The sequence below is a fragment of the Rhizobium alarense genome (assembly GCF_021555155.1).
Classification (GTDB): Bacteria; Pseudomonadota; Alphaproteobacteria; order Rhizobiales; family Rhizobiaceae; genus Rhizobium_D; species Rhizobium_D alarense.
Genome location: NZ_JAKGBU010000055.1, coordinates 1 through 26777, shown reverse-complemented (window position 1 = coordinate 26777; position 26777 = coordinate 1). Strand labels below are relative to the sequence as shown.

General features: G+C 65.6%; 25 protein-coding genes and 1 tRNA gene. 8 read left to right on the top strand and 18 right to left on the bottom strand.

Going from position 1 to position 26777, the window contains the following annotated elements:
• The first annotated feature begins 16 nt into the window (after positions 1-16).
• Positions 17-742, top strand: a complete 726-nt coding sequence (locus LXM94_RS17055) for a hypothetical protein (protein ID WP_235772671.1) — start codon at positions 17-19, stop codon at positions 740-742.
• Between the two features lie 63 nt (positions 743-805).
• On the opposite strand, the gene bla is transcribed toward LXM94_RS17055, so the two are convergent.
• From bla to LXM94_RS17040, 3 genes are all read right to left on the bottom strand, one after another.
• Positions 806-1699, bottom strand: coding sequence for a class A beta-lactamase (gene bla / locus LXM94_RS17050; RefSeq protein WP_235772670.1), 894 nt, complete (start codon positions 1697-1699; stop codon positions 806-808).
• Positions 1700-1877: 178 nt separating this feature from the next.
• Entirely contained in the window at positions 1878-4208 is a 2331-nt protein-coding gene (locus tag LXM94_RS17045) for a Tex family protein (RefSeq protein ID WP_235772669.1), read from the bottom strand.
• Positions 4209-4320: 112 nt separating this feature from the next.
• Positions 4321-5574 (bottom strand): SAM-dependent methyltransferase, encoded by a 1254-nt coding sequence (locus LXM94_RS17040; protein WP_235772668.1) that lies wholly within the window; start codon positions 5572-5574, stop codon positions 4321-4323.
• 162 nt (positions 5575-5736) lie between these two features.
• Here LXM94_RS17040 and LXM94_RS17035 point away from each other — a divergent pair, with 162 nt between their 5' ends.
• Together LXM94_RS17035 and LXM94_RS17030 are read left to right on the top strand one after the other, a co-directional pair.
• The gene (locus LXM94_RS17035; RefSeq protein ID WP_235772667.1) at positions 5737-6789 is read left to right on the top strand and encodes a polyamine ABC transporter substrate-binding protein; all 1053 of its coding nucleotides are present in this window, start codon (positions 5737-5739) and stop codon (positions 6787-6789) included.
• Positions 6776-9148, top strand: a complete 2373-nt coding sequence (locus LXM94_RS17030; protein WP_235772666.1) for a putative bifunctional diguanylate cyclase/phosphodiesterase — start codon at positions 6776-6778, stop codon at positions 9146-9148. Before LXM94_RS17035 ends, LXM94_RS17030 begins: the two co-directional genes overlap by 14 nt.
• A 54-nt stretch (positions 9149-9202) precedes the next feature.
• Here LXM94_RS17030 and era read toward each other — a convergent pair whose 3' ends face one another.
• From era to rpoZ, 9 genes are all read right to left on the bottom strand, one after another.
• Positions 9203-10150, bottom strand: a complete 948-nt coding sequence (era, locus tag LXM94_RS17025; RefSeq protein WP_408015657.1) for a GTPase Era — start codon at positions 10148-10150, stop codon at positions 9203-9205.
• Between the two features lie 86 nt (positions 10151-10236).
• Positions 10237-10950: a ribonuclease III gene (gene rnc, locus LXM94_RS17020; RefSeq protein WP_235772664.1), complete on the bottom strand. Its 714-nt coding sequence runs from the start codon at positions 10948-10950 to the stop codon at positions 10237-10239.
• Positions 10947-11717 carry a signal peptidase I gene (gene lepB, locus LXM94_RS17015; RefSeq protein WP_268965156.1) on the bottom strand — a complete coding sequence of 257 codons (771 nt, stop codon included), beginning with the start codon at positions 11715-11717 and terminating at the stop codon, positions 10947-10949. The genes rnc and lepB overlap by 4 nt, the downstream gene beginning before the upstream one ends.
• Positions 11718-11779: 62 nt before the next feature.
• Positions 11780-12190, bottom strand: a complete 411-nt coding sequence (gene acpS / locus LXM94_RS17010) for a holo-ACP synthase (protein ID WP_235772662.1) — start codon at positions 12188-12190, stop codon at positions 11780-11782.
• Positions 12191-12266: 76 nt separating this feature from the next.
• A complete protein-coding gene (locus LXM94_RS17005) occupies positions 12267-12827 on the bottom strand; it encodes a DUF2062 domain-containing protein (protein ID WP_408015656.1) in 561 nt (186 codons plus the stop codon).
• Between the two features lie 117 nt (positions 12828-12944).
• Entirely contained in the window at positions 12945-13097 is a 153-nt protein-coding gene (locus tag LXM94_RS17000; RefSeq protein ID WP_235772660.1) for a DUF3563 domain-containing protein, read from the bottom strand.
• A 108-nt stretch (positions 13098-13205) separates the two neighbouring features.
• Positions 13206-13394, bottom strand: coding sequence for a hypothetical protein (locus tag LXM94_RS16995; protein ID WP_235772659.1), 189 nt, complete (start codon positions 13392-13394; stop codon positions 13206-13208).
• A 54-nt stretch (positions 13395-13448) separates the two neighbouring features.
• On the bottom strand, positions 13449-15671 hold the full coding sequence (locus LXM94_RS16990; protein ID WP_235772658.1) for a RelA/SpoT family protein: 2223 nt from the start codon (positions 15669-15671) through the stop codon (positions 13449-13451).
• Between the two features lie 97 nt (positions 15672-15768).
• Positions 15769-16179 carry a DNA-directed RNA polymerase subunit omega gene (gene rpoZ, locus LXM94_RS16985; RefSeq protein WP_235772657.1) on the bottom strand — a complete coding sequence of 137 codons (411 nt, stop codon included), beginning with the start codon at positions 16177-16179 and terminating at the stop codon, positions 15769-15771.
• Between the two features lie 398 nt (positions 16180-16577).
• Between rpoZ and LXM94_RS16980 the strand changes: the two genes are divergently transcribed.
• Complete coding sequence (locus LXM94_RS16980) at positions 16578-17156, top strand: LabA-like NYN domain-containing protein (protein WP_235772656.1); 579 nt, start codon at positions 16578-16580, stop codon at positions 17154-17156.
• A gap of 144 nt (positions 17157-17300) precedes the next feature.
• On the top strand, positions 17301-17753 hold the full coding sequence (locus tag LXM94_RS16975; protein ID WP_235772655.1) for a hypothetical protein: 453 nt from the start codon (positions 17301-17303) through the stop codon (positions 17751-17753).
• Between the two features lie 47 nt (positions 17754-17800).
• Here the strand turns inward: LXM94_RS16975 and queE are convergent, their stop codons facing one another.
• From queE to dapA, 5 genes are all read right to left on the bottom strand, one after another.
• On the bottom strand, positions 17801-18616 hold the full coding sequence (gene queE, locus LXM94_RS16970; protein ID WP_235772681.1) for a 7-carboxy-7-deazaguanine synthase QueE: 816 nt from the start codon (positions 18614-18616) through the stop codon (positions 17801-17803).
• Positions 18535-18891, bottom strand: coding sequence for a 6-carboxytetrahydropterin synthase QueD (gene queD, locus LXM94_RS16965; RefSeq protein WP_235772654.1), 357 nt, complete (start codon positions 18889-18891; stop codon positions 18535-18537). The genes queE and queD overlap by 82 nt, the downstream gene beginning before the upstream one ends.
• Positions 18891-19601 carry a 7-cyano-7-deazaguanine synthase QueC gene (queC, locus tag LXM94_RS16960; protein WP_235772653.1) on the bottom strand — a complete coding sequence of 237 codons (711 nt, stop codon included), beginning with the start codon at positions 19599-19601 and terminating at the stop codon, positions 18891-18893. Before queC ends, queD begins: the two co-directional genes overlap by 1 nt.
• 170 nt (positions 19602-19771) lie before the next feature.
• Positions 19772-20251, bottom strand: a complete 480-nt coding sequence (smpB, locus tag LXM94_RS16955; RefSeq protein ID WP_235772652.1) for an SsrA-binding protein SmpB — start codon at positions 20249-20251, stop codon at positions 19772-19774.
• 8 nt (positions 20252-20259) lie between these two features.
• Positions 20260-21144 carry a 4-hydroxy-tetrahydrodipicolinate synthase gene (gene dapA / locus LXM94_RS16950; protein WP_235772651.1) on the bottom strand — a complete coding sequence of 295 codons (885 nt, stop codon included), beginning with the start codon at positions 21142-21144 and terminating at the stop codon, positions 20260-20262.
• A 301-nt stretch (positions 21145-21445) separates the two neighbouring features.
• Here dapA and LXM94_RS16945 point away from each other — a divergent pair, with 301 nt between their 5' ends.
• Positions 21446-23512, top strand: coding sequence for a lytic transglycosylase domain-containing protein (locus LXM94_RS16945; protein ID WP_235772650.1), 2067 nt, complete (start codon positions 21446-21448; stop codon positions 23510-23512).
• Positions 23513-23683: 171 nt separating this feature from the next.
• Positions 23684-24577, top strand: coding sequence for an alpha/beta fold hydrolase (locus LXM94_RS16940; protein ID WP_235772649.1), 894 nt, complete (start codon positions 23684-23686; stop codon positions 24575-24577).
• Positions 24578-24820: 243 nt separating this feature from the next.
• Here the strand turns inward: LXM94_RS16940 and LXM94_RS16935 are convergent, their stop codons facing one another.
• A complete protein-coding gene (locus LXM94_RS16935) occupies positions 24821-25897 on the bottom strand; it encodes a porin (RefSeq protein WP_235772648.1) in 1077 nt (358 codons plus the stop codon).
• A gap of 689 nt (positions 25898-26586) precedes the next feature.
• Here LXM94_RS16935 and LXM94_RS16930 point away from each other — a divergent pair.
• Positions 26587-26676 (top strand) — tRNA-Ser (locus LXM94_RS16930).
• Positions 26677-26777: the final 101 nt, after the last annotated feature.

Sequence of the window (26777 nt, the reverse complement as noted above, 5' to 3'; positions counted from 1 at the left end):
GTGAGGAGCTTTCCGAATGCAAATCCACGAGTTTCCGCGACTCCACGAACTCCGCAAACTACTACCTGAGCTACTGCCTCAGGATGCATACTTTCGCGGTTTTGAAACAAGCGTCGAAACATGTCCGGCGGCAAGAAAATGGTTCAGCGACCTGGAGAGGGATCTAGCAAGGCTGGACTCCGAGGCATGGGAATCTTTAAAGGTAAAAGCAAAGCCATATTTAACAAAAAGAGATAAGGCGCGCGGTTGGCAGCAGCTTTACGACATACTGAACGAGGCAAAAGCATATATATTTCTTATGGATAACGATTTCTTGGAGGTGGAGTTCATTCCAGAATCCAAAATAAAAGGCAAAAAAACACCTGATTTTAAAGCATACAAGAACTGTACGCGTGTATATTTAGAAGCAAAGACAATAAATTTTTCCAACATTGAGATAGCCAGATTTAACAACAACGAGATATTTCGCATAACACCAAATTTGTCAAATGAATTTATGAAAAAGGTCTCATCAGATATAGAATTGTCAACAAATCAAATTAATAATTATGCAACAGAAACAAAATTTATGAAGATAATATTTATAAATGTCAATTTTGACGATCGGCTTAATGATGGCGCCGAGAAATATGGACATCAAATTGAAAAATTTCTCGCGTCAAGTTGTTATAATGATTCCGAGATTGTTGTAGTTTCAAGAAATAGCACCCTGGCTTTACATAAGCCAAGTAACCAGCAATAGGACAAGAATTGTCACGACAAAGCAACTAAGGTACAGTTCACCGACGCTCCTTCTTGCTTAATTTTACACCTCGACCGAAATCCGTCCGACCTCGGCGATGACGGCGTTACGCTCGTCGCCGCTGATGCCCGGCACCTCGTAGAACACCACGACGAGGACCGCGCCGCGGTCGGGCGACCAGCCGATGGCGACGTCGTTGGCGTTGCCGGCCGTGTCGCCGTTGGTGCCGGTCTTGTCGCCGGCGATCCAGTCGTCCGGGAAACCGGCGCGGATGCGGGTGTCGCCGGTCTTGTTCATCACCAGCCAGGTGGCGAACTGCGCCTTCGACCGCCGCGACAGCACGTCGCCGAAGACCAGTTTGCGAAGCGTCTCCAGCATGGCATCGGGTGTCGAGGTGTCGCGTTCGTCATCCGGACCCTCATGCGTGTTGAGCGTCGGCTCCGTGCGGTCGAGCCGCGACACGCCGTCGCCGGTCGAGCGCAGGAAATCGGTCAGAACCGTCGGTCCGCCGAAGCTTGCAAGCAGGATGTTGGCGGCGGCGTTGTCGCTCCAGGTGATCGTCGCCTCGCAGAGTTCGGCCACGGACATATCCGCGCCGACACGCGTCCCGACGACCGGCGCCCAGTCGAGGAGATCGGCCTTCTTCACCGGGATGCGGCGGTCGAGCTTTTCCTCGCCCCGGTCGACCCGCGCCAGGATAAACCCGCCGAGCAGCGCCTTGGAGGTGCTGCACATCAGGAAGAGTTCGTCCGCGCGATGCCCGAGACGAGCCCCCGTCGCGAGATTTTGGATCGAGACGCCGAGGCGTCCGCCGTGGCGCTCTTCCAAGGTCCGAAGCCGCCCTTCCAGCGCACCGCCATCGCTCTTGGCGGCAACGGCAGTGGAAAGCCCTGTGATCGTCGGCACGGCAAGAAGGGTGCCGGCAATCGCCTGCCGGCGCGAAATCATCATCGTCATTCTGGTCATTCCTTCGTCGGGCGGCATCGGTCATCAACCGAGCCGCTGTTTGAACCCGCCCGTGCCGGGACTATCGGCGAACGAGGCCGGTGGGGCAAACGACGAATTGTGCGACGAGGCATTAGAAAATTTTGGCAAGTCGTTCCTACCCGCTTCCCTGAGGAACCGGGGAAGAGGCTCACTTTCGCTTCATCGCCTCCGCCAGCGCCGCAGCCAGCGCGCCCTGCGCCGATCCTTGCGGCTTCGGCGCCGGCTGCGTGAACTTGCCGCCGCGCGGGGCCTGTGCGTGCCGGTCGCGCGCGCCTTGTTCACGAGCGCCTGACTCACGGGGCGCTGACTCTGCGCCACCGTCTTTCCGCATGGTGAGGCCGATGCGCTTGCGGGGGACGTCGACCTCGGTGACGCGGACCTTTACGACGTCGCCGGCCTTCACCACCTCGTGCGGGTCCTTGACGAAGCGGTCGGCGAGCTGGGAGACGTGCACGAGGCCGTCCTGGTGCACGCCGATGTCGACGAAGGCGCCGAAGGCGGCGACGTTGGTCACCGTGCCTTCCAGCAGCATGCCGGGCTTCAGGTCCTTGATATCGTCGATGCCGTCGGCGAAGGTCGCGGTCTTGAATTCCGGGCGCGGGTCGCGGCCGGGCTTTTCCAGTTCGGCGAGGATGTCCCGGACGGTCGGCAGGCCGAAGCGATCGTCGACGAAGAGCGCCGGATCGAGCTTCTTCAAAGCCGCGCTGTCGCCCATCAGGGCGCGCAGGTCGCGCCCGCAGGCGGCCACGATCTTCTTGGCGACGCCATAGGCCTCCGGATGCACGGCGGAGGCGTCGAGCGGCTCCCGGCCGTTCGGGATGCGCAGGAAGCCGGCGCATTGCTCGAAGGTGCGGGCGCCGAGCCGGGCGACCTTCATCAGCTCCCTGCGGCTCTCGAAGGGGCCGTTGGCGTCGCGATGCGCGACGATCGCCTCGGCGGAGGATTTTCCGAGGCCGGAGACCCGCGCCAGCAGCGGCGCGGACGCCGTGTTGAGGTCGACGCCGACCGCGTTCACCGCGTCTTCCACCACCGCGTCGAGCGAGCGGCCGAGCTTGCCCTGGTCGACGTCGTGCTGGTACTGGCCGACGCCGATCGACTTCGGCTCGATCTTGACGAGTTCGGCAAGCGGATCCTGCAGGCGCCGCGCGATGGAGACGGCGCCGCGCAGCGACACGTCGAGATTGGGGAATTCGGCCGCCGCCGCCTCCGAGGCGGAATAGACCGAGGCGCCGGCCTCCGACACGATGACCTTGGTCGGCTTCGGCGCCGGCAGGGCGGCGAGCATGTCGGCGACGAGCTTTTCGGTCTCGCGGCTGCCGGTGCCGTTGCCGATGGCGATCAGCTCCACCCCGTGCCTGCGGACAAGCGCTGCGAGTTCCGCCTGCGTGCCGCGCACGTCGTTCTTCGGCGGGAAGGGATAGACGGTCGTCGTCTCCAGGAGCTTGCCGGTGTTGTCGACCACCGCCACCTTGACGCCGGTGCGGATGCCCGGATCGAGACCCATCGTCGCCCGCGTGCCGGCGGGCGCGGCGAGCAGCAGGTCCTTGAGGTTGCGGGCAAAGACCCGGATCGCCTCCTCCTCGGCGCGCTCGCGCATCTCGCGCATCAGGTCGAGCGACAGCGACAGGGAGAGCTTGACGCGCCAGGTCCAGCCGATCACCTCGGCGAGCCATTTGTCGCCGGGCTTCGAGCCGACGGCATAGGCGGCGGCGACGATGCGCTCGGCGGGCTTCACCGGATCGCTGCTGTCCTGGTCGACGACGATGTCGACCGACAGGACCTCCTCGTTCCAGCCGCGCAGCATGGCGAGCGCCCGGTGGCCCGGCACCGTCGCCCAGCGCTCGGTGTGGTCGAAATAGTCGGAGAACTTGGCGCCCGCCGCCTGCTTGCCGTCGACGACGCGCGCGCGGAGATAGGCGTGCTGCTTCATGTGCTCGCGCAGGCGCTTCAGGAGATCGGCATTCTCGGCGATCCCTTCCGCGACGATGTCGCGCGCGCCCTCCAGCGCCGTCTTGACGTCCGGCACCTCGGCGGAGAGGAATTTTTCCGCAAGCTCGGCGGGCACCGCCGCGCGGTCGGAAAGTATCCGCTCCGCCAGCGGCGCCAGCCCGCGCTCGCGGGCGATCTCGGCCCTGGTGCGGCGCTTCGGCTTGTAGGGCAGGTAGATGTCCTCGAGCTCGGCCTTGGTCGCGACATTGGCGATGCTGGCGGCGAGCGCGTCCGTCAGCTTGCCCTGCCCGGAAATGCTGTCGAGGATCGCGGCGCGGCGGGCCTCGAGCTCGCGCAGGTAGGTCAGCCGCTCGGACAGCGTGCGGAGCTGCGTGTCGTCGAGCCCGCCCGTCACCTCCTTGCGGTAGCGGGCGATGAAGGGCACCGTCGCGCCCTCGTCCAGAAGCCCGACCGCCGCCGTCACCTGCGCGGCGCTCGCCTTGATCTCGGCGGCAATCAGGTTGGCGATCTTCAACGGGGTAGCGGCCATGTCGGTCTCCATGATGCGGGGGCATGCGCGGGCGGCGACCATAGAGCGGCGCCCCCTCCGCGCCAACAGCAAAGCGACGGGGATTCCACAGGATATCGCGACGGGCCCGCGATCAGAAGCGCACCGGGGCGAGCGGCGGCCGCGTCGCCTCGAAATCGCGCAGCCGGGCCTCCGCCTCGGCGATATAGCCGCGCGCATAGGGCACGGCGTCCTGATGGCGCGCGAGCTGGATCTGGGCGATCGACAGCCGCTCGTGGCGGAAGGCGACCTCGCAGGCCGCGAGATAGAACTCCCACATCCGGCAGAAGCGCGCGTCATAGAGCGCCGCCGCCTCGTCCCAGCGGGAAACGAAGCGCTCGCGCCAGGCCCGCAGCGTCCAGGCATAGTGCATCGGCAGGATCTCGACGTCCTTGACGAGCAGCCCCGCCTTTTCGATCGACGGCAGGATCTCCGAGAGCGCCGGCATGTAGCCGCCCGGGAAGATGTATTTCTCGATCCAGGGATTGACCGCATGGGCGGGGCGTGTGCGGCCGATATAATGCAGCAGCATCACGCCCTCCTTTTTGAGGACGCGCGCCATGGTGCCGAAGAACCGCCGGTAGTTGGTGATGCCGACATGCTCGAACATGCCGACGGAGACGATGCGGTCGTAGGTGCCCTGAAGGTCGACATAGTCGGTGAGCTCGAAGCGGACCCGGTCGGAAAGCCGCCGCTCGGCGGCGCGCGCCCGCGCGACGGCGAGCTGCTCGGTCGAAAGGGTGATGCCGGTGACCTCGGCGCCCGAGCATTCTGCGAGATACAGGCCGAGACCGCCCCAGCCGGAGCCGACCTCCAGGACCCGGTGATGCGGCTCCAGCAGCAGCTTTGCCGCGATATGGCGCTTCTTGGCGCATTGCGCTTCCTCGAGGCCGATGCCGCGCGGCTCGAAATAGGCGCAGGAATACTGCCAGTCCCGGTCGAGGAAGAGGTCGAACAGCCGCGCGTCGAGGTCGTAGTGGTGGGCGACGTTGCGGCGGTTGCGGTTGACCGGCAGGCGCGCGTTCACCTGATGGACGAGAAGCCGCAGCAGGCCCCTCGCCTTGATCGCCGGCGTCGCCGCGCGGCGCAGGTCGTTGCGGCGCAGCAGCGACAGGAGGTCGAAGACGTTCCCCTCCTCCATGACCAGCCGCCCGTCCATATAGGCCTCGCCGAGCTTCAGCGCGGGGTCGGCGGCGATTTCGGCACCGGCCGCGGCATCCGCGAGGCGGACGCGCACCGCTTGCCCGGCCCCGTCGCCGAAGCGCCGGCAGGCGCCGTCGGGATCGACGAGCTCGAGCCGCCCCCTGACGACGATCCGGCCGAGCAGCGCCGCAAAATCCGATGCCATGCCGTCGTCCTCCGCCCCCGCGACCAGAGGCAGACGGTAGCGGGGCGAACGGGCGGCGCAAGCGGAATCGGCACGAACGGGCCGAAATAGCCCGCCGGTTGTAATATTTCATCAATTCTTGCTGCCTATCCTCTTCTTTACCTTTGGAGAACGGGAACGGGCATGGGGTACAGACATCTGGTCACGACCGCTTTGCTGGGCGCGCTGCTGCTGGCTGCGCCCGCCCATGCCGAAACGCTCAATCTGCTGATCTGGGAAGCCTATATCGACGATGCGGTGCTGACGGATTTCACCGCGGCGACCGGCATCGAGGTCCGCCAGACCTATTACGACAGCGGCGACGAGCGCGACGAGGTCCTGTCCAATCCGGACAGCGACGTCGATGTGGTTGTGACGGGCGAAAACGGCGCGAAGCTCTTCGGCGAAAGGGGCGTGCTCGCGCCGCTCACGACCGAAAACACCCCGTCGCTCTCCGACTACACGGCGGAGTGGACCGACCGCTGCGGCGGCTACGGCATGCCCTATCTCTGGGGCACCATGGGCATCCTCTACCGCTCCGACAAGGTCACGCCGCAACCGACCTCCTGGGCGGACCTGATGGCGCCGGCCGAAAGCCTCAAGGGCCACGTCGCGATGTTCGAGGATCACAACGAGGCCTTCATCGCGCCGCTCGTGCTGCTCGGAAAGTCGATCAACGCCAATGACAACGAGACACTGAAGGCCGCCTACGAGCTGATGAAGAAGCAGTCGGCCTATGTCCTGACCTACGACTACGTCATCACCTCGATCCAGAACCCGGAACTCGGGCCGAACATCTACATGGCGCTCGGCTACAGCGGCGACCAGCACGTGCTGAACGAGAAGGTCGGCGCAGACCGTCTCTGGCACTATACGGTGCCCAAGGAAGGCACGCTCTCCTGGCTCGACTGCCTCGCCGTCAACGCCCATTCCAAGCGCAAGGCGGCGGCACTGCGCTTCGTCGACTTCGTCGGCCGGCCGGAAAACGCGGCGCGCATCGCGCTGTCGCTCAACATGCCGACCGCGAGCACCGGCGCGCTCGCCCACATCCCGGCCGAGATGCGGGCCAATCCCGAAATCTATCCGCCGGCAGAGATCATGGCCAAGAGCCAGTTCCAGGAGGAGCTTACGGTGCCGTCCGTCCAGGCCCGCCGGCGCATCATAAGCAGCCTGGTGCAGTTCCGTGACGCTCGGTAAACGCGCCTTCGTCCTGATCTTCCCCGTCGTGCTCGCCGGTTACGTGCTGGCGGCGACGGCGCTTTATTATTCGCAGAGCGCCTCGATCCTCGGCCTGGAGCGGGCGCGGCTGTGGCAGCAGGTCGGCCTGCTCGGCGGCACGTTCCAGAGCGAAGTGGCGATGAACAAGAGCCTCATCTACTCGCTCGTCGAAGGCAGCGCGGTGCGCCGCTTCATCAGCGAGCCGGATGCGAGCTACCGCAGCAACGCGCTCGGCGTGCGCCTGCAGGACGCCATCACCTCGCTCTCCGAGGACCGGCGGAAATTCGTTTCCGTCGCCATCATCCGCTCGCCGCTCACCGTCGACTACTACTATGAAAACAGCGACGACCCCTTTGCGGAAATCTCCGCCGCGCAGATCGCGCACGCCCGCAGCGTGATCGACAGCCCGAAACTGTCGACCTGGTCCTACCTGCAGGCCGAGGGCATCGAACCGCTGATCGTGCACTCGGAATTCCTCGATCCCCTGACCTTCAGCCGTCCGGTCTCCAGCGCCAAGGCCGGCTCGATCCTCGTGCAGACCGCCGTCCGGCCGACGCCCTTCCTGCAGATGAAGCAGAAGCTGGAGGAGGAATACGGCGCCGGGCTCGAGATCGCGGCGCATCAGCTTCCGGCCCAGGGGCCGTTCTCCGCGACCGCCAAGCTCGGCCCGACGCTCTACGCGCGGCTGACCCCGCCGATGGCGCATGTGGAGGAGAAGCTCTCGCTGCTCAAGCTGCTGCTCGCCGCCGGCGCGATCGGCCTCAGCCTGTTCACGATCGGCCTCGTGCTGCTGCTCGTGCGGCGCTACATCACCAACCCGATCGCCTCGCTCGACCGGCAGCTCACGCAGGTCATGAGCGGCGAGCGCAGCGAACTTCCCGCCGCCAGCCAGGCCGGCGAACTCGGCAGCCTCTCCGCCAACATGAAACGGCTGCACGACGAGGCCGTGCGCTCCTTCGACCTGGTGCAGACTGCCTCCTGGACGGACACGCTCACCGGCGTCAGCAACCGCGAGCACTTCAACGTGCGCTCCGTGCAGCTCCTGGAGCAGGCGATCGCGGAGGGCACCGGCTGCACGCTGCTCTTCATCGACGTCGACAACTTCAAGTTCGTCAACGACAAACACGGGCACAAGGTCGGCGACGAATTGCTGAAGGCGCTCGCAGCCCGCATCAAGACGATCGTCAACGAGGTGGTCGGCCGGCGCTCCCTGCCGGAAGGGCTCTTCGCCCGCCTGTCCGGCGACGAGTTCGCCATCATGGTGCGCTCGCAGCCCGGCGACGGCACGATCCGCGAGATTTCCGACCGCATCCTCGCACTCTTCGCGAACGGCTTCGAAATGCTCGGCACGTCCTTCCCGGTGACCGCCTCGATCGGCGTCGCGATCTGCCCGGACGACGCGCAGACGCTCGCCGAACTGGTGACGCATGCGGATGCGGCGATGTACCAGGCAAAGTCACAGGGCAAGAACGGTTCGGCGCGCTATTCGCGCTCGCTGCACGAGCGGCGCACCCGCAAGCGGCGCATCGAGGAGGAACTGCGCTCGCTGAAGCCGGACGACGAATTCCACCTCGTCTACATGCCGATGGTCAACGGCAAGGGCAAGGTGACGGGCTGCGAAGCGCTGCTGCGCTGGACCTCCCCGCTGCTCGGCAACGTCACGCCCGACGAGTTCATCCCGATCGCCGAGACGACCGGCCTCTTCAGCAAGATCGACTGGTGGGTGATCGACCGCGCCATGGCCGACCATGCCCATGTCTGCCGGCTCTTCGGCCCCGAGACGATCATGTGCATCAACATCTCGTCGGCGGAGCTCTACACGAAATCGATCAGCAACCATTTCAAGGACTGCGCCAGGCGCCACAAGGTGGATCCGCGCAAGATCGAGATCGAGCTCACCGAGACCTTTGCGGTAAAACTCGGCGACCAGTCGCAGCGCAACATCGACATCCTGCGCGAGACGGGCTTCCGCATCTCGATCGACGATTTCGGCGCGGGCTACACGTCCGTCCAGCAGATCATCGACTACCCGGCAGAGACCATCAAGCTCGACCGGGCGCTCGTCGAAAGCCTGACGAAGAAGGCGGCCCTGCCGACGCTGCGCGCGCTGATCGCGCTTTGCCATGCGCAGGACATGTCGGTCGTCGCGGAAGGCGTCGACACGACGGAAAAGCTGACGCTCCTCGCCGCTGCCGGCTGCGATCTCTACCAGGGCTATCTGATCAGCAAGCCGCTGTCGGCCGAGGACCTCGGCGTCTGGGCGATGCAGCGCCTCGTCGAGCAGGCGCGGGAAGCGGCCGGCACGAAGACCGTCGCCACAACTGCCCGCATGGCCTGAGAGCCGGCCCTTCCGCGCTACGGTCCATGCCGGGCGGAAGGCCCTGCCCCGCCCCTATCTCGGAAATTCCAGCCCCATTTCGCGAAAGCGGGCCGGGTCGTCGCCCCAGTTCTCGCGCACCTTCACGAAGAGGAAGAGGTGGACGGGCTGCTCGAGGATCTCGGACAATTCCTTGCGCGAGGCCATGGAGATCGCCTTGATCGCCTCGCCGTTCTTGCCGAGCGCGATCTTCTTCTGGCTGTCGCGCTCGACATAGATGACCTGCTCGATGCGAACCGAGCCGTCCTTGCGCTCCTCCCACTTCTCTGTCTCGACATGCGAGGAATAGGGAAGCTCCTGGTGCAGGCGGAGAAACAGCTTCTCGCGGGTGATCTCGGCGGCGAGCTGGCGCATCGGCAGGTCGGAGATCTGGTCCTCGGGATAGTACCACGGGCCTTCCGGCAGCGCGGCTGCGAGATAGTCCATGACATCCTCGCAGCCGGAACCGTTGAGCGCGGAAATCATGAAGGTGCGCTCGAAGGCGACCGTCTCGTTCGCCGCCCTGGCGAGGCCCAGCAGATCCTCGCGCGATACCTGGTCGATCTTGTTGAGGACGAGGATCTTCGGCTGGTGGACCTCCTTCAAGCCCTCCAGGATCGTCTCGGCATCGCCCTTCAGGCCGCGCTCGCTGTCGATCAGCAACATGATGAAATCGGCATCCTTGGCGCCGCCCCAGGCGGTCGTCACCATGGCGCGGTCGAGCCTGCGGCGCGGCTTGAAGATGCCGGGCGTATCCATGAAGACGATCTGTGCGTTGTCGTGGATCGCGATGCCGCGCACGATGGCGCGTGTCGTCTGCACCTTGTGGCTGACGATCGAGACCTTGGCGCCGACCAGCCGGTTGACCAGCGTCGACTTGCCGGCATTGGTGGCGCCGATCAGCGCCACGAAGCCCGAGCGGGTCGGCACCGTTGCAGCACCTTCGGTGCCGGCTGACTGTTCCTGTTCCGTCATATCATCCATCTTTCCGGCCGGCCGCGGCCATGAGGGCGCGCCAGCTCATTCGTTTCATTATCGAGGTTTGCATGCCACGCGGCAAGCGGCCGGCGTCAGACGCCCGAACGCTTCCAGATGCCTTCCCGTTCGAGGATCCGGGTCGCGGCAACCTGCTCGGCGGCGCGCTTCGAGCGCTCGACGCCCGTTTCCGGTGCCACGCCCGGTATTTCCACCGTCACGGTGAATCGGGGATCGTGGTCCGGGCCCGACCGCTCGTCGACGCGGTAGACCGGCGTCGTCTGGAAGCGGGCATGCGCCCATTCCTGCAATTCGGTCTTGGCGTCGCGGCGGCCGCCTTCGGCACGCACCGCGCGATCCTGCCAGTGCTTCAGCACGAAGCCGCGCGCCGCCTCCAGACCGCCGTCGAGATAGATCGCGGCGATCAGCGATTCCACCACGTCGGCGCGCACGTTCATCATCGGCTTGCCGGTGAGCTTCTTGACGTCGGAGCCGGTGCGGATGAACTGGTGCAGGCCGAGCGCATCGGAAACCTGGGCGCAGGTCTCGGCGCTGACGAGCTGGTTGAGCCTGACCGAGAGCTCGCCCTCGGTCGCCTCGCGAAAGGTCCGGAACAGCAGTTCGGCGATGCACAGCCCGAGCACCCGATCGCCGAGGAATTCGAGCCGCTCGTAGTTGCTGCCCTTGCCGGGGCGGGCGCTGGCATGGGTGATCGCCCGGTCGAGGCGCTCGCCGGAGGCGAAGCGGTATCCGATCGCGGCCTCGAGCCGGCCGCGATCCTCGTCGTTCAGCGGTCTGCCGGCCTTCATTCGACGACCTTGAACAGCCGGTTCCAGCGCAGGTTGGTCGGCCACTTCCAGATCTCGCGGAAAGCGGTGTCGTTGCCGAGCGAGAAGAAGATGAGGCTGGCGCGGCCGATCAGGTTCTCCGCCGGCACGAAGCCCACGTCGAAGCGGCTGTCGGCGGAATTGTCGCGGTTGTCGCCCATCATGAAATAGTGCCCCTCGGGCACGATGAACTCGCGGGTGTTGTCGCCGATCGTGCCGATGCGGGTGTCGAGCGTGTCGAAGCTGACGCCGTTGTCGAAGGTCTCGCGGAAGACCGGCACGTTCTCACCGGTGTCGTAGCGGTCGTCGGAACGGAAGACGCCGTCCTCCTCGCGCGTGACCGGCTGGTCGTTGATGTAGAGCACGCTGTCGCGGACCTGCACCCGGTCGCCCGGCAGGCCGACGACGCGCTTGATGTAGTCGATGTCCGGATTGGGCGGGAAGCGGAAGACGACGATGTCGCCGCGCTCGGGCTCGCTCGCGAAGATGCGGCCCTCGAAGATATCCGGCGAGAAGGGCAGCGAATACTTGGAATAGCCGTAGGAGAACTTGTTGACGAACAGGTAGTCGCCCACGAGCAGCGTCGGCATCATCGATCCGGACGGGATGGTGAAGGGCTGGAAGAGGACGGTGCGGATCACGACGGCGAGCAGCAGTGCCTGGATGATGACCTTGACGTTTTCCCACAGGCCGCTCTGTGCCTTCTCAGTCTTTTCTGCCACGCCGGACCTGTCCTTTTCTGCAAACATTCTTGCCTCTCTACCCCAAGTTCGGGGGAAATGAAATCATGACGGAGAATTTGACGCAGACCTCAGCCGGGCGCGCCTTCAGGCACCGCCTCGATGATGACGAAGGCCTGCGCGAGCGGAAAATCGTCCGTGATGGTGATGTGGATCCGCGTCTCGTGGCCGGCCGGCGTCATCTGTCTCAGCCGGGCGAGCGCGCCGCCCGTCAGCTTCATCGTCGGCTTGCCGCCCGGCAGGTTGACGACGCCCATGTCCTTCCAGAAGACGCCCTGCGCGAGCCCCGTGCCGAGCGCCTTCGAACAGGCCTCCTTGGCGGCGAAACGCTTGGCGTAGGAGGCGGCCCGGTTCCGGCGCCCGTCCGACTTCCTCCGCTCGATCTCGGTGAAGCAGCGGGCCGTGAAGCGCTCGCCGAAACGTTCGAGCGACTTTTCCACGCGACGGATGTCGATGAGGTCGCTGCCGATGCCGATGATCATGCGCATGGTCTCCTGTTGGCGCCGGCCCCGCGGCGGCGCGCAATCTGCCCCTAGATGGCGGCGAAGCGCGCCCGCGTCAATTGCCGTCGACGGACGGAACCGCACGGGGGCGGTGCGCCCGGCGCCGGCGGAAGGACGACACGGCATAGCGGGTCGCCAGATAGGCCGGTATCGCGGCGACCGGCCCGAGCAGCAGGCCGCCGGCCAGCATCGGCTTGATCACCGGCTGCCAGAGCTCCGCAAAACGGAGATGTTCCAGCGCGTGCAGGAGGTCGACCGTCTCGCCGCCGGTGTCCGGCCGGATGCCGAGCATCGCTTCCCCCACCCGGAAAGTGAGGGCCCAGAGGAAGGGAAAGGTGAGCGGATTGCCGATCGTCGTCGAGAGTGCGGCGGCGATCAGGTTGCCGGCGAGCAGCCAGGCGACGGCCAAAGCGATGAGGACGTGAAAGCCGACGAAGGGCGTGAAGGTGGCGAAAACGCCGGCCGCGACACCGGCGGCGACGGCATGCGGCGTCGCCGCGATCCTGAGCAGGCGCTTGCCGATGTAACGGACAGACCTGCCGAAACCCTTGCGCGGCCACAGGGCTTCGCGAATCCGGGCGGCAAGGGGCAAGGGTTTTCTGCGGCGGAACAACATCGGCCAGACATAACCGACCGAAGCGCGGCATTTCAATGACGCGCTTGCAACGACCGGCCCGCGACCGCTCACACGTGACGCAGCACCTGCGTCACGGGCCTCGGGTTCACGGATCGATCAGAAGGACTTGCGGAACAGGCCGCGGTCGATCTGGCGCTGGCGGTATTCGAGATCGATGCGGTCGAGGGCGCCGTTGAGATAGGCGGTCTCGCGGTCTTCGATCGACGGGATGCGCAGGGCGCGGGCAAAAGTCTTGAACTGCTTCAACATTGTCAAACCTCTTTCGGTTGACCTCCCGAGCCAGAAGATAGGCGCAGAGGCGCGCCGCAACCAGCGCCACTATTCTTGGGCAGCCATGCGTTCTACGCATATCGCTGGTCAATTCATGGGCAGTTCTGCCCCATGGGGAGGCAATCCGCATAAAATCGGGTCGCGAGGGGCACGCGGATGCGCCGGATCACGGCCGGCGGTAAAGACAGCCTTCCGTTTGCAGCCGGCGATGCGCACGACCCCGCCCTCGCCGGCCACCGCGAATCCGGGAAACAGGCCGTCGAGAGCGATCTGCATGGCTTCCATCGTAGTGCCGCAGGGCGGCCGGCCGGCGACAGTCGTGAGCTTGCGTCAGACGAAGACGCGGTCGACCGTCGAGACGGACTGCAGGTCGCGGAGCTGTCCCATCAGCTGGTTCAACTGCCGGAGATCCCAGACCTCGAGGTCGATATGGACCTCGGTGAAGTCGGTGGCGACCCGCGCCATCGACATGGAACGGATGTTGACGTCGCTGGTGGCGATGACCTGGGTGACTTCGGCAAGCGTGCCCGGCTCGTTCAGCGCATTGATCATCACGCGGGCCATGAAGCGGGTGCTGTTCGCCTCGTCGAGATCCCAGCGCACGTCGATCCAGCGGTCGGGCTCGTCGTCGAACTTCTGCAGCGCCGGCGACTGGATCGGATAGATGGTGATGCCGGTGTCGCGTTCCATGATGCCGACGATGCGGTCGCCGGGCACGGCGCCGCCCTCGGAGAATCGAACGCCGGCGTCGCCCGAAAGGCCGCGGATCGGCAGTGCGTCCGGCCCCATCTGGCCGGCGGCTTCGAGCTGCTGTTTCGTCCGGCCCGGGATCTTGAAGACCATGCCGGCGGCGCTGCGCATGTTGAACCAGCCGTCGTCGGCGCTGGGCTTCACGGTAACGCGTTCGTCCTGATGGTCGGGGAAAACGGCGCGCAGCACGTCGAGCGAGGAGAGCTCGCCGCGGCCGACGGCGGCGATCGCATCCTCCACGTCCTTCTGGCCGAGCCGGTGCAGCACCGGCTTCAGCCCGTCGCGCGAGAAGGACTTGCCGGCGCGGTCGAACGTGCGCTCCAGGATGCGGTAGCCGAGGCCGGAATACTGCTTGCGGATCGCCGCGCGGGTGGCGCGGCGGATCGCGGCGCGGGCCTTGCCGGTGACGACGATCTCCTCCCAGGCCGGTGGCGGCACCTGGATGCCGGAGCGGATGATCTCGACCTCGTCACCGTTGGTCAGGCGCGTCACGAGCGGCATGATGCGGCCGTTGATCTTGGCGCCGACGCAGGTGTCGCCGACATTGGTATGCACCGCATAGGCGAAGTCGATCGGCGTCGCGCCGCGCGGCAGCGTGATCAGCTGGCCCTTGGGCGTGAAGCAGAACACCTGGTCCTGGAAGAGCTCGAGCTTGGTGTGCTCGAGGAACTCCTCCGGGCTGTCGCCCTCGGCCAGCGATTCGATCGTGCGGCGCAGCAGCGCATAGGCGTTGGAGGCGGGCGGCGGGCGATCGCCGTCCACCGGCTCCTTGTCCTTGTAGAGCGCGTGGGCGGCGATGCCGTATTCGGCGATCTCGTGCATGCGCATCGAGCGGATCTGCAGTTCGATGCGCTGGCGCGACGGGCCGACGATCGTCGTGTGGATCGACTGATAGTCGTTCTGCTTCGGCGTCGAGATGTAGTCCTTGAACCGCCCCGGCACGACGCGCCAGCGCGTGTGCACGATGCCGAGCGCGCGATAGCAGGACGGAATGTCGTCGACGATGATCCGGAAGGCGTAGACGTCGGACAGCTGCTCGAAGGAGAGCGACTTCGACTGCATCTTGCGGAAGACCGAATAGGGTTTCTTCTGGCGTCCCTTGACGCTGGCGCTGACGAGGCCGTTCGCCACCAGCAGGTCGCCGAGCTCGGCCTCGATCTTGCGGATCAGGCCCTCGTTGCGCTCGGAAAGCTCGTGGAGCTTGCGCGTCACGGCCTCGTAGGCTTCCGGATTGATATGGCGGAACGAGAGGTCTTCCAGCTCCTCGCGCATGTCCTGCATGCCCATGCGGCCGGCGAGCGGCGCATAGATGTCCATCGTCTCTTCCGAGATGCGGGCGCGCTTTTCGGCCGACATGTGGTCGAGCGTGCGCATGTTGTGCAGGCGGTCGGCGAGCTTGACGAGCAGCACGCGCACGTCGTCGGATATGGCGAGCAGCAGCTTGCGCAGGTTCTCCGCCTGCTTGGCCTTCTTGGAAACGAGGTCGAGCTTCTTGATCTTGGTGAGGCCCTCGACCAGTGCGCCGATGTCCTCGCCGAACAGCTCGTCGATCTCGGCGCGTGTCGCAGACGTGTCCTCGATCGTGTCATGCAGCAGCGCCACCGCGATGGTGGATTCGTCGAGCCGCATGTCGGTCAGGATCGCGGCCACCTCCAAAGGATGGGAAATATAGGGATCGCCGCTCGCCCGCTTCTGCTGTCCGTGCTTCTGCATCGCATAGACATAGGCCTTGTTGAGAAGGGCCTCGTTCGCATCGGGCTTGTATTTTTGAACCCGCTCGACGAGTTCATACTGGCGCATCATCCTTCAGGGGCTCCGGGCAACGAAAAAGTGCGCCCCGGCCATAGTAGGGGGCGCACCGTGTTTGAAAGAAGGCGGTTCGATCCGGAACGGAGCGAAATCAGTAGTCGTCGCTCTTCTCCGGCGGCACGAGGCCTTCGATGCCGGCGAGCAGTTCCTCTTCCGACATGCGATCGAAGGTGACGGCTTCCGGCAGGTCGTCGTCCTCGCCTTCGACAACCTCGAAACCGTCCGTCTCGGCGGTCGTGATGAGCGATGCCGGATCGGGCTCCGGCTCGTCGACCTCGACATGCTTCTGCAGCGAATGGATCAGGTCTTCCTTGAGGTCGCCGGGCGACAGCGTCTCGTCGGCGATCTCGCGCAGCGCCACGACCGGGTTCTTGTCGTTGTCGCGGTCGATCGTGATGGCGGCACCCTGCGAGATCAGGCGCGCGCGGTGGCTTGCGAGGAGAACCAGCTCGAAGCGGTTGTCCACCTTGTCAATGCAGTCTTCTACGGTGACACGGGCCATGGTGTGTCCTTCATGAGCGAGAAAATTTCAGGATTGTTCCTGCCGATACAATCAATGGCCGGCGAATTCAAGTTATTCCTCGTTCCAGGCCCGGCACTCTCCCGCCGATATCCGGCAGGCACAATCAGGAGATGCATCCGGCGGGCGCCGCCCCGACGCGGACCGCGGCCGCGCGACAGGCCCCGGGCGAGACCGCGCGCGGTTTCGGCAACGAGGCGCTTTTTCTGCCGCCCCGGTAAAATTAGGGATTTCAACTTAGATTTGGTTGGATTATCGCTGGCAGTGTCCTACATGGTCACTATATGAATAACTGTTAATTTAACGTTTTATTGCACTGCAAAAATCAGGGCGTTAGACGGACAGTTCACACCTGATATTCAGACAAGGATAGTTGAAAAATGTTTGACCCCCGCGAGAAAATCGCTCTTTTTATCGATGGCGCCAATCTCTACGCCGCCTCTCGCACCCTGGGTTTCGACATCGATTACCGCAAGCTTCTGAAGGCGTTCCAGAAGAGAGGCTATCTCCTGCGCGCCTATTACTACACGGCGCTGATCGAGGATCAGGAATATTCTTCGATCCGCCCGCTGATCGACTGGCTCGACTACAACGGCTACAAGGTCGTGACGAAGCCGGCGAAGGAGTTCACCGACTCGCTCGGCCGGCGCAAGATCAAGGGAAATATGGACATCGAACTGGCGATCGACGCCATGGAGCAGTCCGAGACCGTCGACCATCTCGTCATCTTCTCCGGCGACGGCGACTTCACGACGCTCGTCGAGGCGCTGCAGCGCAAGGGCCGCAAGGTCTCTGTCGTCTCCACCCTGTCGACCCAGCCGCCGATGATCGCCGACGACCTGCGCCGGCAGGCAGACTATTTCATCGATCTCGTGACGCTCAAGGCCGAAATCGGCCGCGACCCGTCCGAGCGCCCCGCCCGCGTCCATGAGCCGGTGACGGAATCCGGAGACAATTGATTGCCATCAAGTCTCTGATTTTTCTTTAGAAAGAGCGGGGCGGCGGCGGTCGATAAAGCTTTACTAAACTGCCGTCCGCCCCTCGAAACATTCCTAAAGACTCTCGTGGTACATCCCTATCCGGACAGAAATTCGGGTCGGGACATGCTCAACGCCATATCGACTGCCACAAGCAGCTATCAAAGCCAGGCGGACGCGCCGCGCGCCGAAAGCCCCTCGCTTTCCGCGCTCGCAGCGCTGGCGGCCCCCGCCGTCGCGCCGGTGCAGGAGAGCTTCGCGCCGGACGACGCCGACAGCGGCGACTTCGGCATCCTTTACGGGCCGAACGGCCTTCCGCAGGGATCGGGCGTCCCCTCCTTCGCTTCCGTCACGGAAAGCGGCGAGAGCCGGCTTGCCGACAGCCGCGACCCTTCGGCGCGCCTCGCCATGGAGAGCACGCAGCTCGCCGACCTCCTGTCGTCCTTCCTGTCGCCGGCGGCATCCCGGTCGCAGGACGTGGCGACGGGCTCGGCCCCGGTGCCGGTCGAGACGGATACGCGGCAGCTTTCCCGCATGGCGCAGGCCTCGGTGATCGCCCAGCTCTATTCCCAGTTCTGACGATTGCCGGCGGCCGGCCGGTTCTCCGGTATCGGCCGCAACCGAGGTCAGACGCCCCGCCTGTTTCCCCACAAGAGCACATGGAGCTGCGGCAGCACCCGGGCGTCGAACCACCGCTCCGCCGCCACTTTCTCCACCAGCCACAGCATGCGCTGCGTGATGCCGTCGATGTCGACGGCTGCGTCGTCGCGCCCGGCCGGCGGCGGCGTGTGGTTGCCCGGCTGCAGATAGACCGGCAGGTCCGGATGGCGCGCGGCGACGGAGCGGGCAAAGGCGAAGTCGCGTTCATCGAAGACCACCATCTTCAAAACGATCTCCGGCCGCCCGCCGGCGGCGGCGAGACAGTCGTCGAGCGCGCCGAAATCCGTCTGCATGCCGCTCGACGGCGGCTTGGGGCTCAAAACGAGATGGTCGAGCGCGGCGAACCACGACCGTGCCACGCTGCCCTGCGTCTCGAGCGCGAAGGTGTAGCCGTCGGCGTGGCCGCGGGTGATCAGCGGCCCGAGCGGCTGGATCGCCGGGTTGCCGCCGGAGAGCGATACCGTCAGCGGCCGGCCGGCCGACAGGCGGCGGACCTCCTGCCAGATCTCGCCGGCGCGCATCGGCCGCCAGGTTTCGCGATAGGCACTGTCGACGGCATGCAGCGTATCGCACCAGGCACAGCGATAGTCGCATCCGCCGGTGCGCACGAAGACGGTCGGCAGGCCGATCAGCGCGCCCTCGCCCTGGATGGTCGGGCCGAAGATCTCGCTGACGCGGATGCTCGTGTCGTCCGGCCCGCTCACGGCCGGTATTCCGCCCAGGTCTTCGGCGTCTCGCTCACCCGGACGGCCGTCGTTTCCGGCAGGCGCGCCCTGCACCAGTCGAAGAAATGCCGCGCGAGCCATTCCGACGTCACCCGGTCGTGGCCGAGCACGTCGTTCAGGTGCCGGTGGTCGAAATGCTCGTCGATATAGCGCTTCAGCGGCGCAAGCTCGTGATAGTCGCGGACGAAACCGTCCGCGTTCAGCTCCGGCGCCGACAGCTCCACCTCGACGATATAGTTGTGGCCGTGCAGGCGGGCGCACTGATGATCCGCCGGCAGATGCGAAAGCTGGTGCGAGGCCGAGAAGTGGAATTCCTTGGTGATGCGGTACATCAGCGGACCTCCGCAGCGCGGAAGCCCTGCGTCGCCGCAACCCAGAAGTCCGGATCCTCGTAGTCCGTCGGATCGGCGACACCGGCGAGGGCGAAGGCCTCGCGCCGCTCGACGCAGGTGCCGCAGCGGCCGCAATGGCGACGGCCGCCCTTGTAGCAGGACCAGGTCTCGGCGAAGGGCGTGCCGTGGCGCGCGCCCTCGGCGACGATCGCCGCCTTGGAGAGGTTGACATAGGGTGCCAGCAGCCGGACGGCGGCATAGCCGTCGAGCGCGTGGTCCTGCATCGTCTGGAAGGCGTCGATGAAGCCGGGGCGGCAGTCGGGATAGATGAAGTGATCGCCGCCATGGACGGCAACGGCAACCGCGTCCGCCTGCTGCGCGGCGGCAAGGCCGAAGGCGACGGAAAGCATGATGGCGTTGCGGTTCGGCACGACCGTTGCCTTCATCGTTTCCTCGGCATAGTGGCCGTCCGGCACGTCCACGTCGTCGGTCAGGGCGGACCCCGTCAGGTGCCGGCCGATCGCCGTGATGTCGACGATCTGGTGCGGCACGCCGAGCCGGCGGGCGCAGGCGGCGGCGAAATCGAGCTCCTTGCGGTGGCGCTGGCCGTAGTCGAAGGAGACGAGGCCGGCGAGCGTCTGTTCCGCCGCGACCCTGTGTGCAAGCGAAACGGAGTCCAGTCCGCCGGAGCAGATGACGATGGTCTTCATGTTCGGATCCCTTGTTTTGATGAACCGGGTGGGCTGCGACCGGTCTGAACGGGGCTCTCCTACACCCCTCCGCGGGCGCTGTCCACCGGCAGGCGGAGAAGCGCGGCAAACTGCCGGCGGAGAACGATCGCGTGAGCGGGGCTTCGGGCCGACAGGAACGGTGAGCGGCCTCAGCCGCGGTCGCGCAGCAGGCGGCTCTTCTGCCGGTTCCAGTCGCGTTCCTTCTGGGTCTCGCGCTTGTCGTGCAGCTTCTTGCCCTTGGCGAGCGCCAGTTCGAGCTTCGCCCGGCCGCGGTCGTTGAAATAGATCTTCAACGGCACCAGCGTCATGCCTTCGCGGTTGACCGCATTCTGCAACCGGTGCATCTCGCGCTTCGACAGCAGCAGTTTCCTGCGGCGGCGCGTCTCGTGGTTGAAGCGGTTCGCCTGCAGGTATTCCGGCAGGTAGGAGTTGATCAGCCAGATTTCGCCGCCCTCGTCCGAGGCATAGGATTCGGCGATGTTGGCCTTGCCGTCGCGCAGCGACTTGACCTCCGTGCCGGTCAGAACCAGACCGGCCTCGTAGGTGTCGATGATCTCGTAGTTGAAGCGGGCCTTGCGGTTCTCCGCGACAATCTTCCTGATCGTGGCTGGCTTGGCCTTGACTGCCATCATCGGCCTCAGTTCATCAGCCCGGCATGATGGAGCGCCGCGTCGATCGCGGTCTCCGTCGCAGGCTCGAGCGTCGGCAGCAGCGGCGAGCGCACCGTGCGGCTCATGCGGCCGAGGCGGTTCAGCGCGTATTTCGCGCCGCAGAGACCGGGCTCGATGAAGATCGCCTTGTGCAGCGGCATCAGCCGGTCCTGGTAGGCAAGCGCGCTGGCATAGTCGCCGGCCAGCGTCGCCTGCTGGAATTCCGCACAGAGGCGGGGCGCGACATTGGCGGTGACCGAGATGCAGCCGACGCCGCCATGGGCGTTGAAGCCGAGCGCGGTCGCATCCTCGCCGGACAGCTGAATGAAATCCTTGCCGCAGGCGATGCGCTGCTCCGAGACACGCTCGATCTTGCCGGTCGCATCCTTGACGCCCATGATCGTCCGGTACTTCTTCGCAAGTGCGCCCATCGTCTCGGGGCTCATGTCGATGACCGAGCGGCCGGGAATGTTGTAGATGATGATCGGCAGCGAGACGCTTTCGGCGATCGCCGAATAATGCGCGATCAGGCCCTTCTGCGTCGGCTTGTTGTAATAGGGCGTCACGACGAGGATCGCGTCGGCGCCGGCCTTCTCGGCGTGCTGCGCGAGCTCGACCGCCTCGCGCGTGTTGTTGGAGCCGGCGCCGGCAATGACCGGCACCCGCCCGGCGGCGACCTCGATGCACAGCTCCACCACGCGCTTGTGCTCGTCATGCGACAGGGTCGGCGATTCACCGGTGGTGCCGACCGGGACGAGCCCGTGGCTGCCTTCGGAAATCTGCCATTCGACATGCGCGGCAAAGGCTTTCTCGTCGACGGCGCCCGCATCGGTGAAGGGCGTGACGAGAGCGGGAATGGATCCCTTGAACATCGAGAACTCCTGAGGCCCGAGCGGTACCGCGGGGCACCCATGCTTTGGCCGTATTCCTGGTTAAAAACTCGCGCACCATAATCATGTGTCGGTCGGGCGGCAAGCGCCAGCGGGAGCGATTTCTCGGGCGGCGGCATGGCAGGCCCTGCCGTTCTCTCCCGGGTCCGCGCCGACAAAAAGTGATCGGCATTCGAATACGTGCAGCAAGATTTCGTTAAGACAATGAACCGTTAATGGAAGAGATGTTCAAACATGGCCCATCAGGCATGGCGCCACGACCTGCAAGCGACCGGTGCGTGACATGACCGCAAGACGCAGCATCGCATTCCTGGCGCTCCTGTCGGCGGGCGCGCTTGCCCTCACCTGGACGGCCGCGCCGGTCGAGGCGGAAAACGCGCCGCTCCCCCGCGCCAAACCGCTCGGCTTCGCCGCCGAGATGCCGTCGCGCGACGTCACGGGCGCGATCCTGCGCGCCGACCGGGTGGCGCCGGTCTCCGGCGCGCTGAAGGACGGGCTCGACGCGCTGTCCGACAGCGACGGCATCGCGGCGCTGCGCATTCGCAACGCCATGGCCGAGGGCAGCCTCGACCGCCACATCCTGACCTGGGCCATCGCCCTTTCCGGTGAACGCGACATCCCCTCCTCCGAGATCGCCGCCGCACAGCGCGAATTGAAGGGCTGGCCGGGGCTCGCCGCGCTCCGCGCCCATTCGGAGCGGGCCCTGGCACGGGAAAACCCACCGGCACGCGACGTGCTCTCCGCCTTCGGCACGACCCGGCCGGAAACGGCGGAAGGCGCCGTCGTGCTCGCCCGCGCGCTGGTCGAGGCCGGGGAGCCGGCGGCGGCGGCGAAGACGATCCGCTCCTACTGGCTGACCGAAACGATGTCCGTCGCGCTCGAGGACAGGATGCTCGACGCGTTCGGCACGCTGCTGACGGCCGCCGATCATCTGGCGCGCATGAAGATGCTGCTCTACCGCGAGCGTGCGGCGCAGGCCGAGCGCTTCTCGACGCTCGGCAAGGCACAGTCGCTCTACAAGGCCTGGGCCGCCGTCATCCGCAAGGCCGCCAATGCCGGAGCGCTGCTGAAGGCCGTCGCCCCCTCCTGGCACCGGGATCCGGCCTATCTGTTCCTGCGCATCGAGATGGCGAACCGGGCCGACCGCTACCGCGAGGCCGCAAAGCTTCTGGCCGACAGCCCGAAGGACAGGGCGGCCCTCGTCGACCCCGCCGCCTGGTGGGTAGAGGCGCGGATCGCCAGCCGCGGCCTTGCAGAACAGGGCGACTATCGCGACGCCTACCGGATCGCCGCGGGTCATGCGGCGGTCGAGGAGACCGACGTGGTGGAGGCCGAGTTCCATGCCGGCTGGTATGCGCTGCGCGGGCTGAAGGATGCCGCGACGGCGGAGCGGCACTTCCGCAGGATCCTGCAGGTCTCGAGCCGTCCGCTCGCCCAGTCGCGCGCCTGGTACTGGCTCGGCCGGGCGGCCGAGGCGGGAGCGGCCGGCGCTGCGAACGACCATTTCACGAAGGCGGCGGTGTTCTCCGGCACCTATTACGGCCAGCTCGCCGCGGCCCGGCTCGGCCGCAAGACGCTGAACGTCGCCTATCCGGCGCCGAGCGCCGACGACCGTACGCGCTTCGCGGAGCGTGAACCGGTGAAAGCCATCGCGCGGCTCGACGCGGCCGGCCACGGCTGGCGGGCGGCCTCGATCTACCGGGCGCTTGCCGAGGACCTGACCAGCCCCGGCGAACTGGCGATGCTGTCGGCCCAGGCGGAAAAGACGGTCGGGCACCAGCTGTCGCTGCAGATCGGCAAGATCGCCTTCGCGCGCGGCATCGACGTGGCGGCCCTCGCCTTCCCGATCGGCGTCATCCCGGACAGCGCCGATATCGACGGTTCCGGCAAGGCACTCGCCTATGCGATCGCCCGGCAGGAAAGCGCCTTCAATCCCGCCGCCATATCGCCGGCCAATGCGCGCGGCCTGCTGCAACTGCTGCCCGGCACGGCGCAGGGCGTCGCCAAGCGCTACGGCCTCAGCTATTCCAAGGATCGCCTGACGAGCGACGCGGCCTACAACGCGACGCTCGGCGCGCACTATCTCGGCGAGCAGATCGCGGATTTCGGCGGCTCCTACATCCTCACCTTCATCGCCTACAATGCAGGCCCCCGCCGCGTCGGGCAGTGGATCGAGCGCTACGGCGACCCGCGCGGCAGGCCGATCGACGAGGTGGTGGACTGGGTGGAGAAAATCCCCTTCTCCGAGACGCGGCACTATGTGCAGCGCGTCATGGAGAACTACCAAGTCTACAAGACGCGGCTCGGCGAGACGGCCGACATCGTGCACGATCTCAGGATGGGGCGCTGAACCCCGCCCCTCTCTGCCATTTTTCGGATGACAGCAGCGCGAAAAAGCTGAAGATCGCCGCATCCGCCGGCGGTGCTCCCCGTTGTCGTGCCGGTTCCGGCGGGTTGCGGTGATGCAGGCCGTTCGCCATCGGGCTCTCTTGCCATGGCGACGGCAACGGAAGGCGGCTCGATGATTTCAGACTATGCAAACGGTTTCGAGGAGCGGCAGGTCTCGGCCCGCGACGGCCTGCTGCTTTCGGCACGGGACTACCGGCCGCAGCCGGCGATCGACGCCGGCCGGCTTCCCGTCGTCTGCCTGCCGGGGCTCAGCCGCAACGCCCGCGATTTCCACCAGCTGGCGCTCCTGCTCTCGCGCCACCCGACGGAGCCGCGCCGCGTCGTGGCGCTCGACTACCGCGGCCGCGGCCGTTCCGCCTGGGATCCCGACAAGACGCATTACAGCCTGCCGGTCGAAAGCGACGACGTGCTGTCGGTCGTGACGGCGCTCGGCATCGAGCACGGCGTGTTCATCGGCACGTCGCGCGGCGGGCTCATCCTGCACCTGCTTTCCGCCCTCAGGCCGGCGATGATCCGCGCCACGGTGCTGAACGACATCGGACCGGCGATCGAGAATGCCGGGCTTGCCCATATCAAGGCCTATCTCAGCCGCGGCGAGCGCCCGCGCTCCTTCGAGGACGCCGCCCGCATCCTGCAGGACATGCACGGCAGGGCCTTTCCGCGGCTTGCGGAACAGGACTGGCGCGACATGGCACATGCCGTCTATGCGGAGAAGAACGGAAAACTCGTCGCGGATTTCGATCCGGCGATCACCGAGCAGTTGAAGGCGATCGACCTCGCGCAGCCGCTGCCCACCCTCTGGGAGCAGTTCACCGGACTGACCGCGATGCCGATGCTCGCCATCCGCGGCGAACATTCGCTGCTTCTGTCGCAACAGACCTTCCTGGAGATGGCACGCCGCCATCCGCGACTGACCGCCGTGACGGCACCCGGCCAGGGCCATACGCCGGTGCTTCACCACACGGACGTCTTCGGCGCGCTGCTGCATTTCCTGCGCAGCCTCTGAACCGCGCGGCAGGCTGCCGCCGCCTCTCGTCCGCGGTCAACGGGAACGGCCCGCCGTCCGTCGGGCCGCGGTTGGATGACGGCCGAGCCGGCCCCGACAGGCCGGCCTTTGGCAGACCGGCGGAACAACTCCCCGGAAAACCGTTTCTCCTCCGGCCGCAGCGGCAGTCGGGAACAGGAGCCTGAACGCAAGAAGCCCGGCTCGAAAGCCGGGCTCCCCTGATTTGACCGAGGTCAGATCAGATTAGAAGTTGCGCTGCAGACGCAGGAAGCCGGTCCAGGCTTCGCCAGCAGCCTTGGAGGTCGAGCCGCCAGCGTAGGGCTGCTTGCGGGCTACGCCCGTGTCGACGTCCGTGTACTGCAGAGACAGCTTGGAGGTCAGGCCTTCGGTGATTGCGTAGTCGAGGGTTACGCCAGCGCGCCAGGCGTCGCGGTCACCCATGTACTGGCCACCAGCCGAGTAGTCGATCGTGTCCCAGTACTGGAAGCCGGGGGTGATCTTGAACTTTTCGGTAACGGCGACTGCGTATTCAGCAGCGAATGCCCATTCCGAAGCGTCCCAGTAGCGGCTGCGGCCCGAAGACCAGACAGCGAACGCACCGAACGTGCCCGGGCCGACTTCGGCCGTGACGAGACCGCGGATCGCGCCTTCTTCGAAGTTCGAGTCGTAGGAGCCGAGCAGGGTAGCGTTCACGCCACCGAACGTCGCGCCGACCTGGCCGGAGACGCCGAAGTTGTCGAAGTCCTTGAAGCCGGTTTCCGGCGTGAAGTTCTCGACAGCAGCCGACACCGTGAAGGCGCCGCCTTCGTAGGTGTACATGATGGCGTCGTTGAGCGTGTTGCCGCCGAATACGCCGAGCGCACCGCTGTCGTTCGAGTCGGTTTCACCCGACAGACCGGCGTCCCAGTAGTTGTAGAACGAACCGACCGTGAAGCCGGCGAACTGGATGAACACGCCGTCGACGATGACGGAGTTTGCACCGTTGGAGTCGGCTTCGAGGTTGATCTGACCCGTCAGCGTGCCGTATTCGGTGTCGGACTTGGCGTCGAACGTCAGGTAACCACGAGCGTTCGTGTCGTAGCCCCAGTCACCATCCGGAGCAGCGTCTTCAGCGAAGTCGAACTGCGTACGGACGTAACCGCGGATCGAAAGGCAGGTTTCCGTGCCCGGGATGTAGAAGTAGCCGGCGCCGAACGCGTCGCAGACGCGTACGTATTCCATCGGCTCGGGCTCAGCTGCGATGATCGCATCGGCAGCCTGAGCGCCAGAAACTGCTGCGAGAGCAGCAGCGGAGCCGAGAAGAAGGCTCTTGATGTTCATTTCTGACCTCCAGTCAAAAAGTTTCATACGGGTCTGGGTTTTTTGCTGAAGGACAGCGTTCCCTGCCCCATCCCCAAGTTCAAGAAGCGGACGATCAACCGCCCCTGCTTCCGGAGTTGAAAATACAAGACGCGCCCCGTGGCGCAATCTCCATCTTGCCGGAAAGGGAGGTTTGGTTCCGCCTTCGCACCGCCCTGTTGCGCAAAGGACACAAATCCGCCGCCCGCCTGCCGGTTTCTTTACCAGCCATTAACAAATTGCCTTGTGGTTTCGACACTTAGCAGGCCGTTTTGCGGCATCGGGACGATGCGGATCGCTCCGGACAGCCCCCTCCGGAGGGGGAATCGGGGCCGTCCACGCGCCGGGTCGGCCACCCGTGGTGCGGCGTCTCCGGTTCGGGCGATTGTAGCGGCGCGGGGTGATTCCGGTCCGATTCGCGCCGGCGGAACGCGGCGCGGCACCAGGGATCCGGGCGGGCGCCGCCTGCCGCCGCACCCTATAACCGCGCCGCGCTCCGGTCGGCTTCGGACCGCCGACGCACGCACGGGAGACGGCGGAACGGGCGGAACGTATAAGGACTCCCGCGCGCGCTCCGCCCGCGCGCGCCTGCCCGCCTCGCAGCAGAATTCGCGGGCGGCCGAGAAAAAGCCCTTGCAATCACCGGGATCGCTGAGTAGTCACACGCCAACGGAGAGGTGGCCGAGTGGTCGAAGGCGCGCCCCTGCTAAGGGCGTATACGGGAAACCGTATCGAGGGTTCGAATCCCTTCCTCTCCGCCATCTTTTTTTGGGTCCATTCTGGACACATGGGTTACGGTTTATACCGGAGACATGGGTAACACTTTTGGCCCGAAGGGGTCTTGGAGTGGTTCGAGCCTGCA

Coding starts and splice junctions, on each gene's coding strand:
- LXM94_RS17055 (WP_235772671.1), top strand. CDS start 17: ATGCAAATCCACGAGTTTCCGCGACTCCACGAACTCCGCAAACTACTA.
- bla (WP_235772670.1), bottom strand. CDS start 1,699: ATGACGATGATGATTTCGCGCCGGCAGGCGATTGCCGGCACCCTTCTT.
- LXM94_RS17045 (WP_235772669.1), bottom strand. CDS start 4,208: ATGGCCGCTACCCCGTTGAAGATCGCCAACCTGATTGCCGCCGAGATC.
- LXM94_RS17040 (WP_235772668.1), bottom strand. CDS start 5,574: ATGGCATCGGATTTTGCGGCGCTGCTCGGCCGGATCGTCGTCAGGGGG.
- LXM94_RS17035 (WP_235772667.1), top strand. CDS start 5,737: ATGGGGTACAGACATCTGGTCACGACCGCTTTGCTGGGCGCGCTGCTG.
- era (WP_408015657.1), bottom strand. CDS start 10,150: ATGGATGATATGACGGAACAGGAACAGTCAGCCGGCACCGAAGGTGCT.
- rnc (WP_235772664.1), bottom strand. CDS start 10,950: ATGAAGGCCGGCAGACCGCTGAACGACGAGGATCGCGGCCGGCTCGAG.
- lepB (WP_268965156.1), bottom strand. CDS start 11,717: ATGTTTGCAGAAAAGGACAGGTCCGGCGTGGCAGAAAAGACTGAGAAG.
- acpS (WP_235772662.1), bottom strand. CDS start 12,190: ATGATCATCGGCATCGGCAGCGACCTCATCGACATCCGTCGCGTGGAA.
- LXM94_RS17005 (WP_408015656.1), bottom strand. CDS start 12,827: ATGTTGTTCCGCCGCAGAAAACCCTTGCCCCTTGCCGCCCGGATTCGC.
- LXM94_RS17000 (WP_235772660.1), bottom strand. CDS start 13,097: ATGTTGAAGCAGTTCAAGACTTTTGCCCGCGCCCTGCGCATCCCGTCG.
- LXM94_RS16995 (WP_235772659.1), bottom strand. CDS start 13,394: ATGCAGATCGCTCTCGACGGCCTGTTTCCCGGATTCGCGGTGGCCGGC.
- LXM94_RS16990 (WP_235772658.1), bottom strand. CDS start 15,671: ATGATGCGCCAGTATGAACTCGTCGAGCGGGTTCAAAAATACAAGCCC.
- rpoZ (WP_235772657.1), bottom strand. CDS start 16,179: ATGGCCCGTGTCACCGTAGAAGACTGCATTGACAAGGTGGACAACCGC.
- LXM94_RS16980 (WP_235772656.1), top strand. CDS start 16,578: ATGTTTGACCCCCGCGAGAAAATCGCTCTTTTTATCGATGGCGCCAAT.
- LXM94_RS16975 (WP_235772655.1), top strand. CDS start 17,301: ATGCTCAACGCCATATCGACTGCCACAAGCAGCTATCAAAGCCAGGCG.
- queD (WP_235772654.1), bottom strand. CDS start 18,891: ATGTACCGCATCACCAAGGAATTCCACTTCTCGGCCTCGCACCAGCTT.
- queC (WP_235772653.1), bottom strand. CDS start 19,601: ATGAAGACCATCGTCATCTGCTCCGGCGGACTGGACTCCGTTTCGCTT.
- smpB (WP_235772652.1), bottom strand. CDS start 20,251: ATGGCAGTCAAGGCCAAGCCAGCCACGATCAGGAAGATTGTCGCGGAG.
- dapA (WP_235772651.1), bottom strand. CDS start 21,144: ATGTTCAAGGGATCCATTCCCGCTCTCGTCACGCCCTTCACCGATGCG.
- LXM94_RS16945 (WP_235772650.1), top strand. CDS start 21,446: ATGACCGCAAGACGCAGCATCGCATTCCTGGCGCTCCTGTCGGCGGGC.
- LXM94_RS16940 (WP_235772649.1), top strand. CDS start 23,684: ATGATTTCAGACTATGCAAACGGTTTCGAGGAGCGGCAGGTCTCGGCC.
- LXM94_RS16935 (WP_235772648.1), bottom strand. CDS start 25,897: ATGAACATCAAGAGCCTTCTTCTCGGCTCCGCTGCTGCTCTCGCAGCA.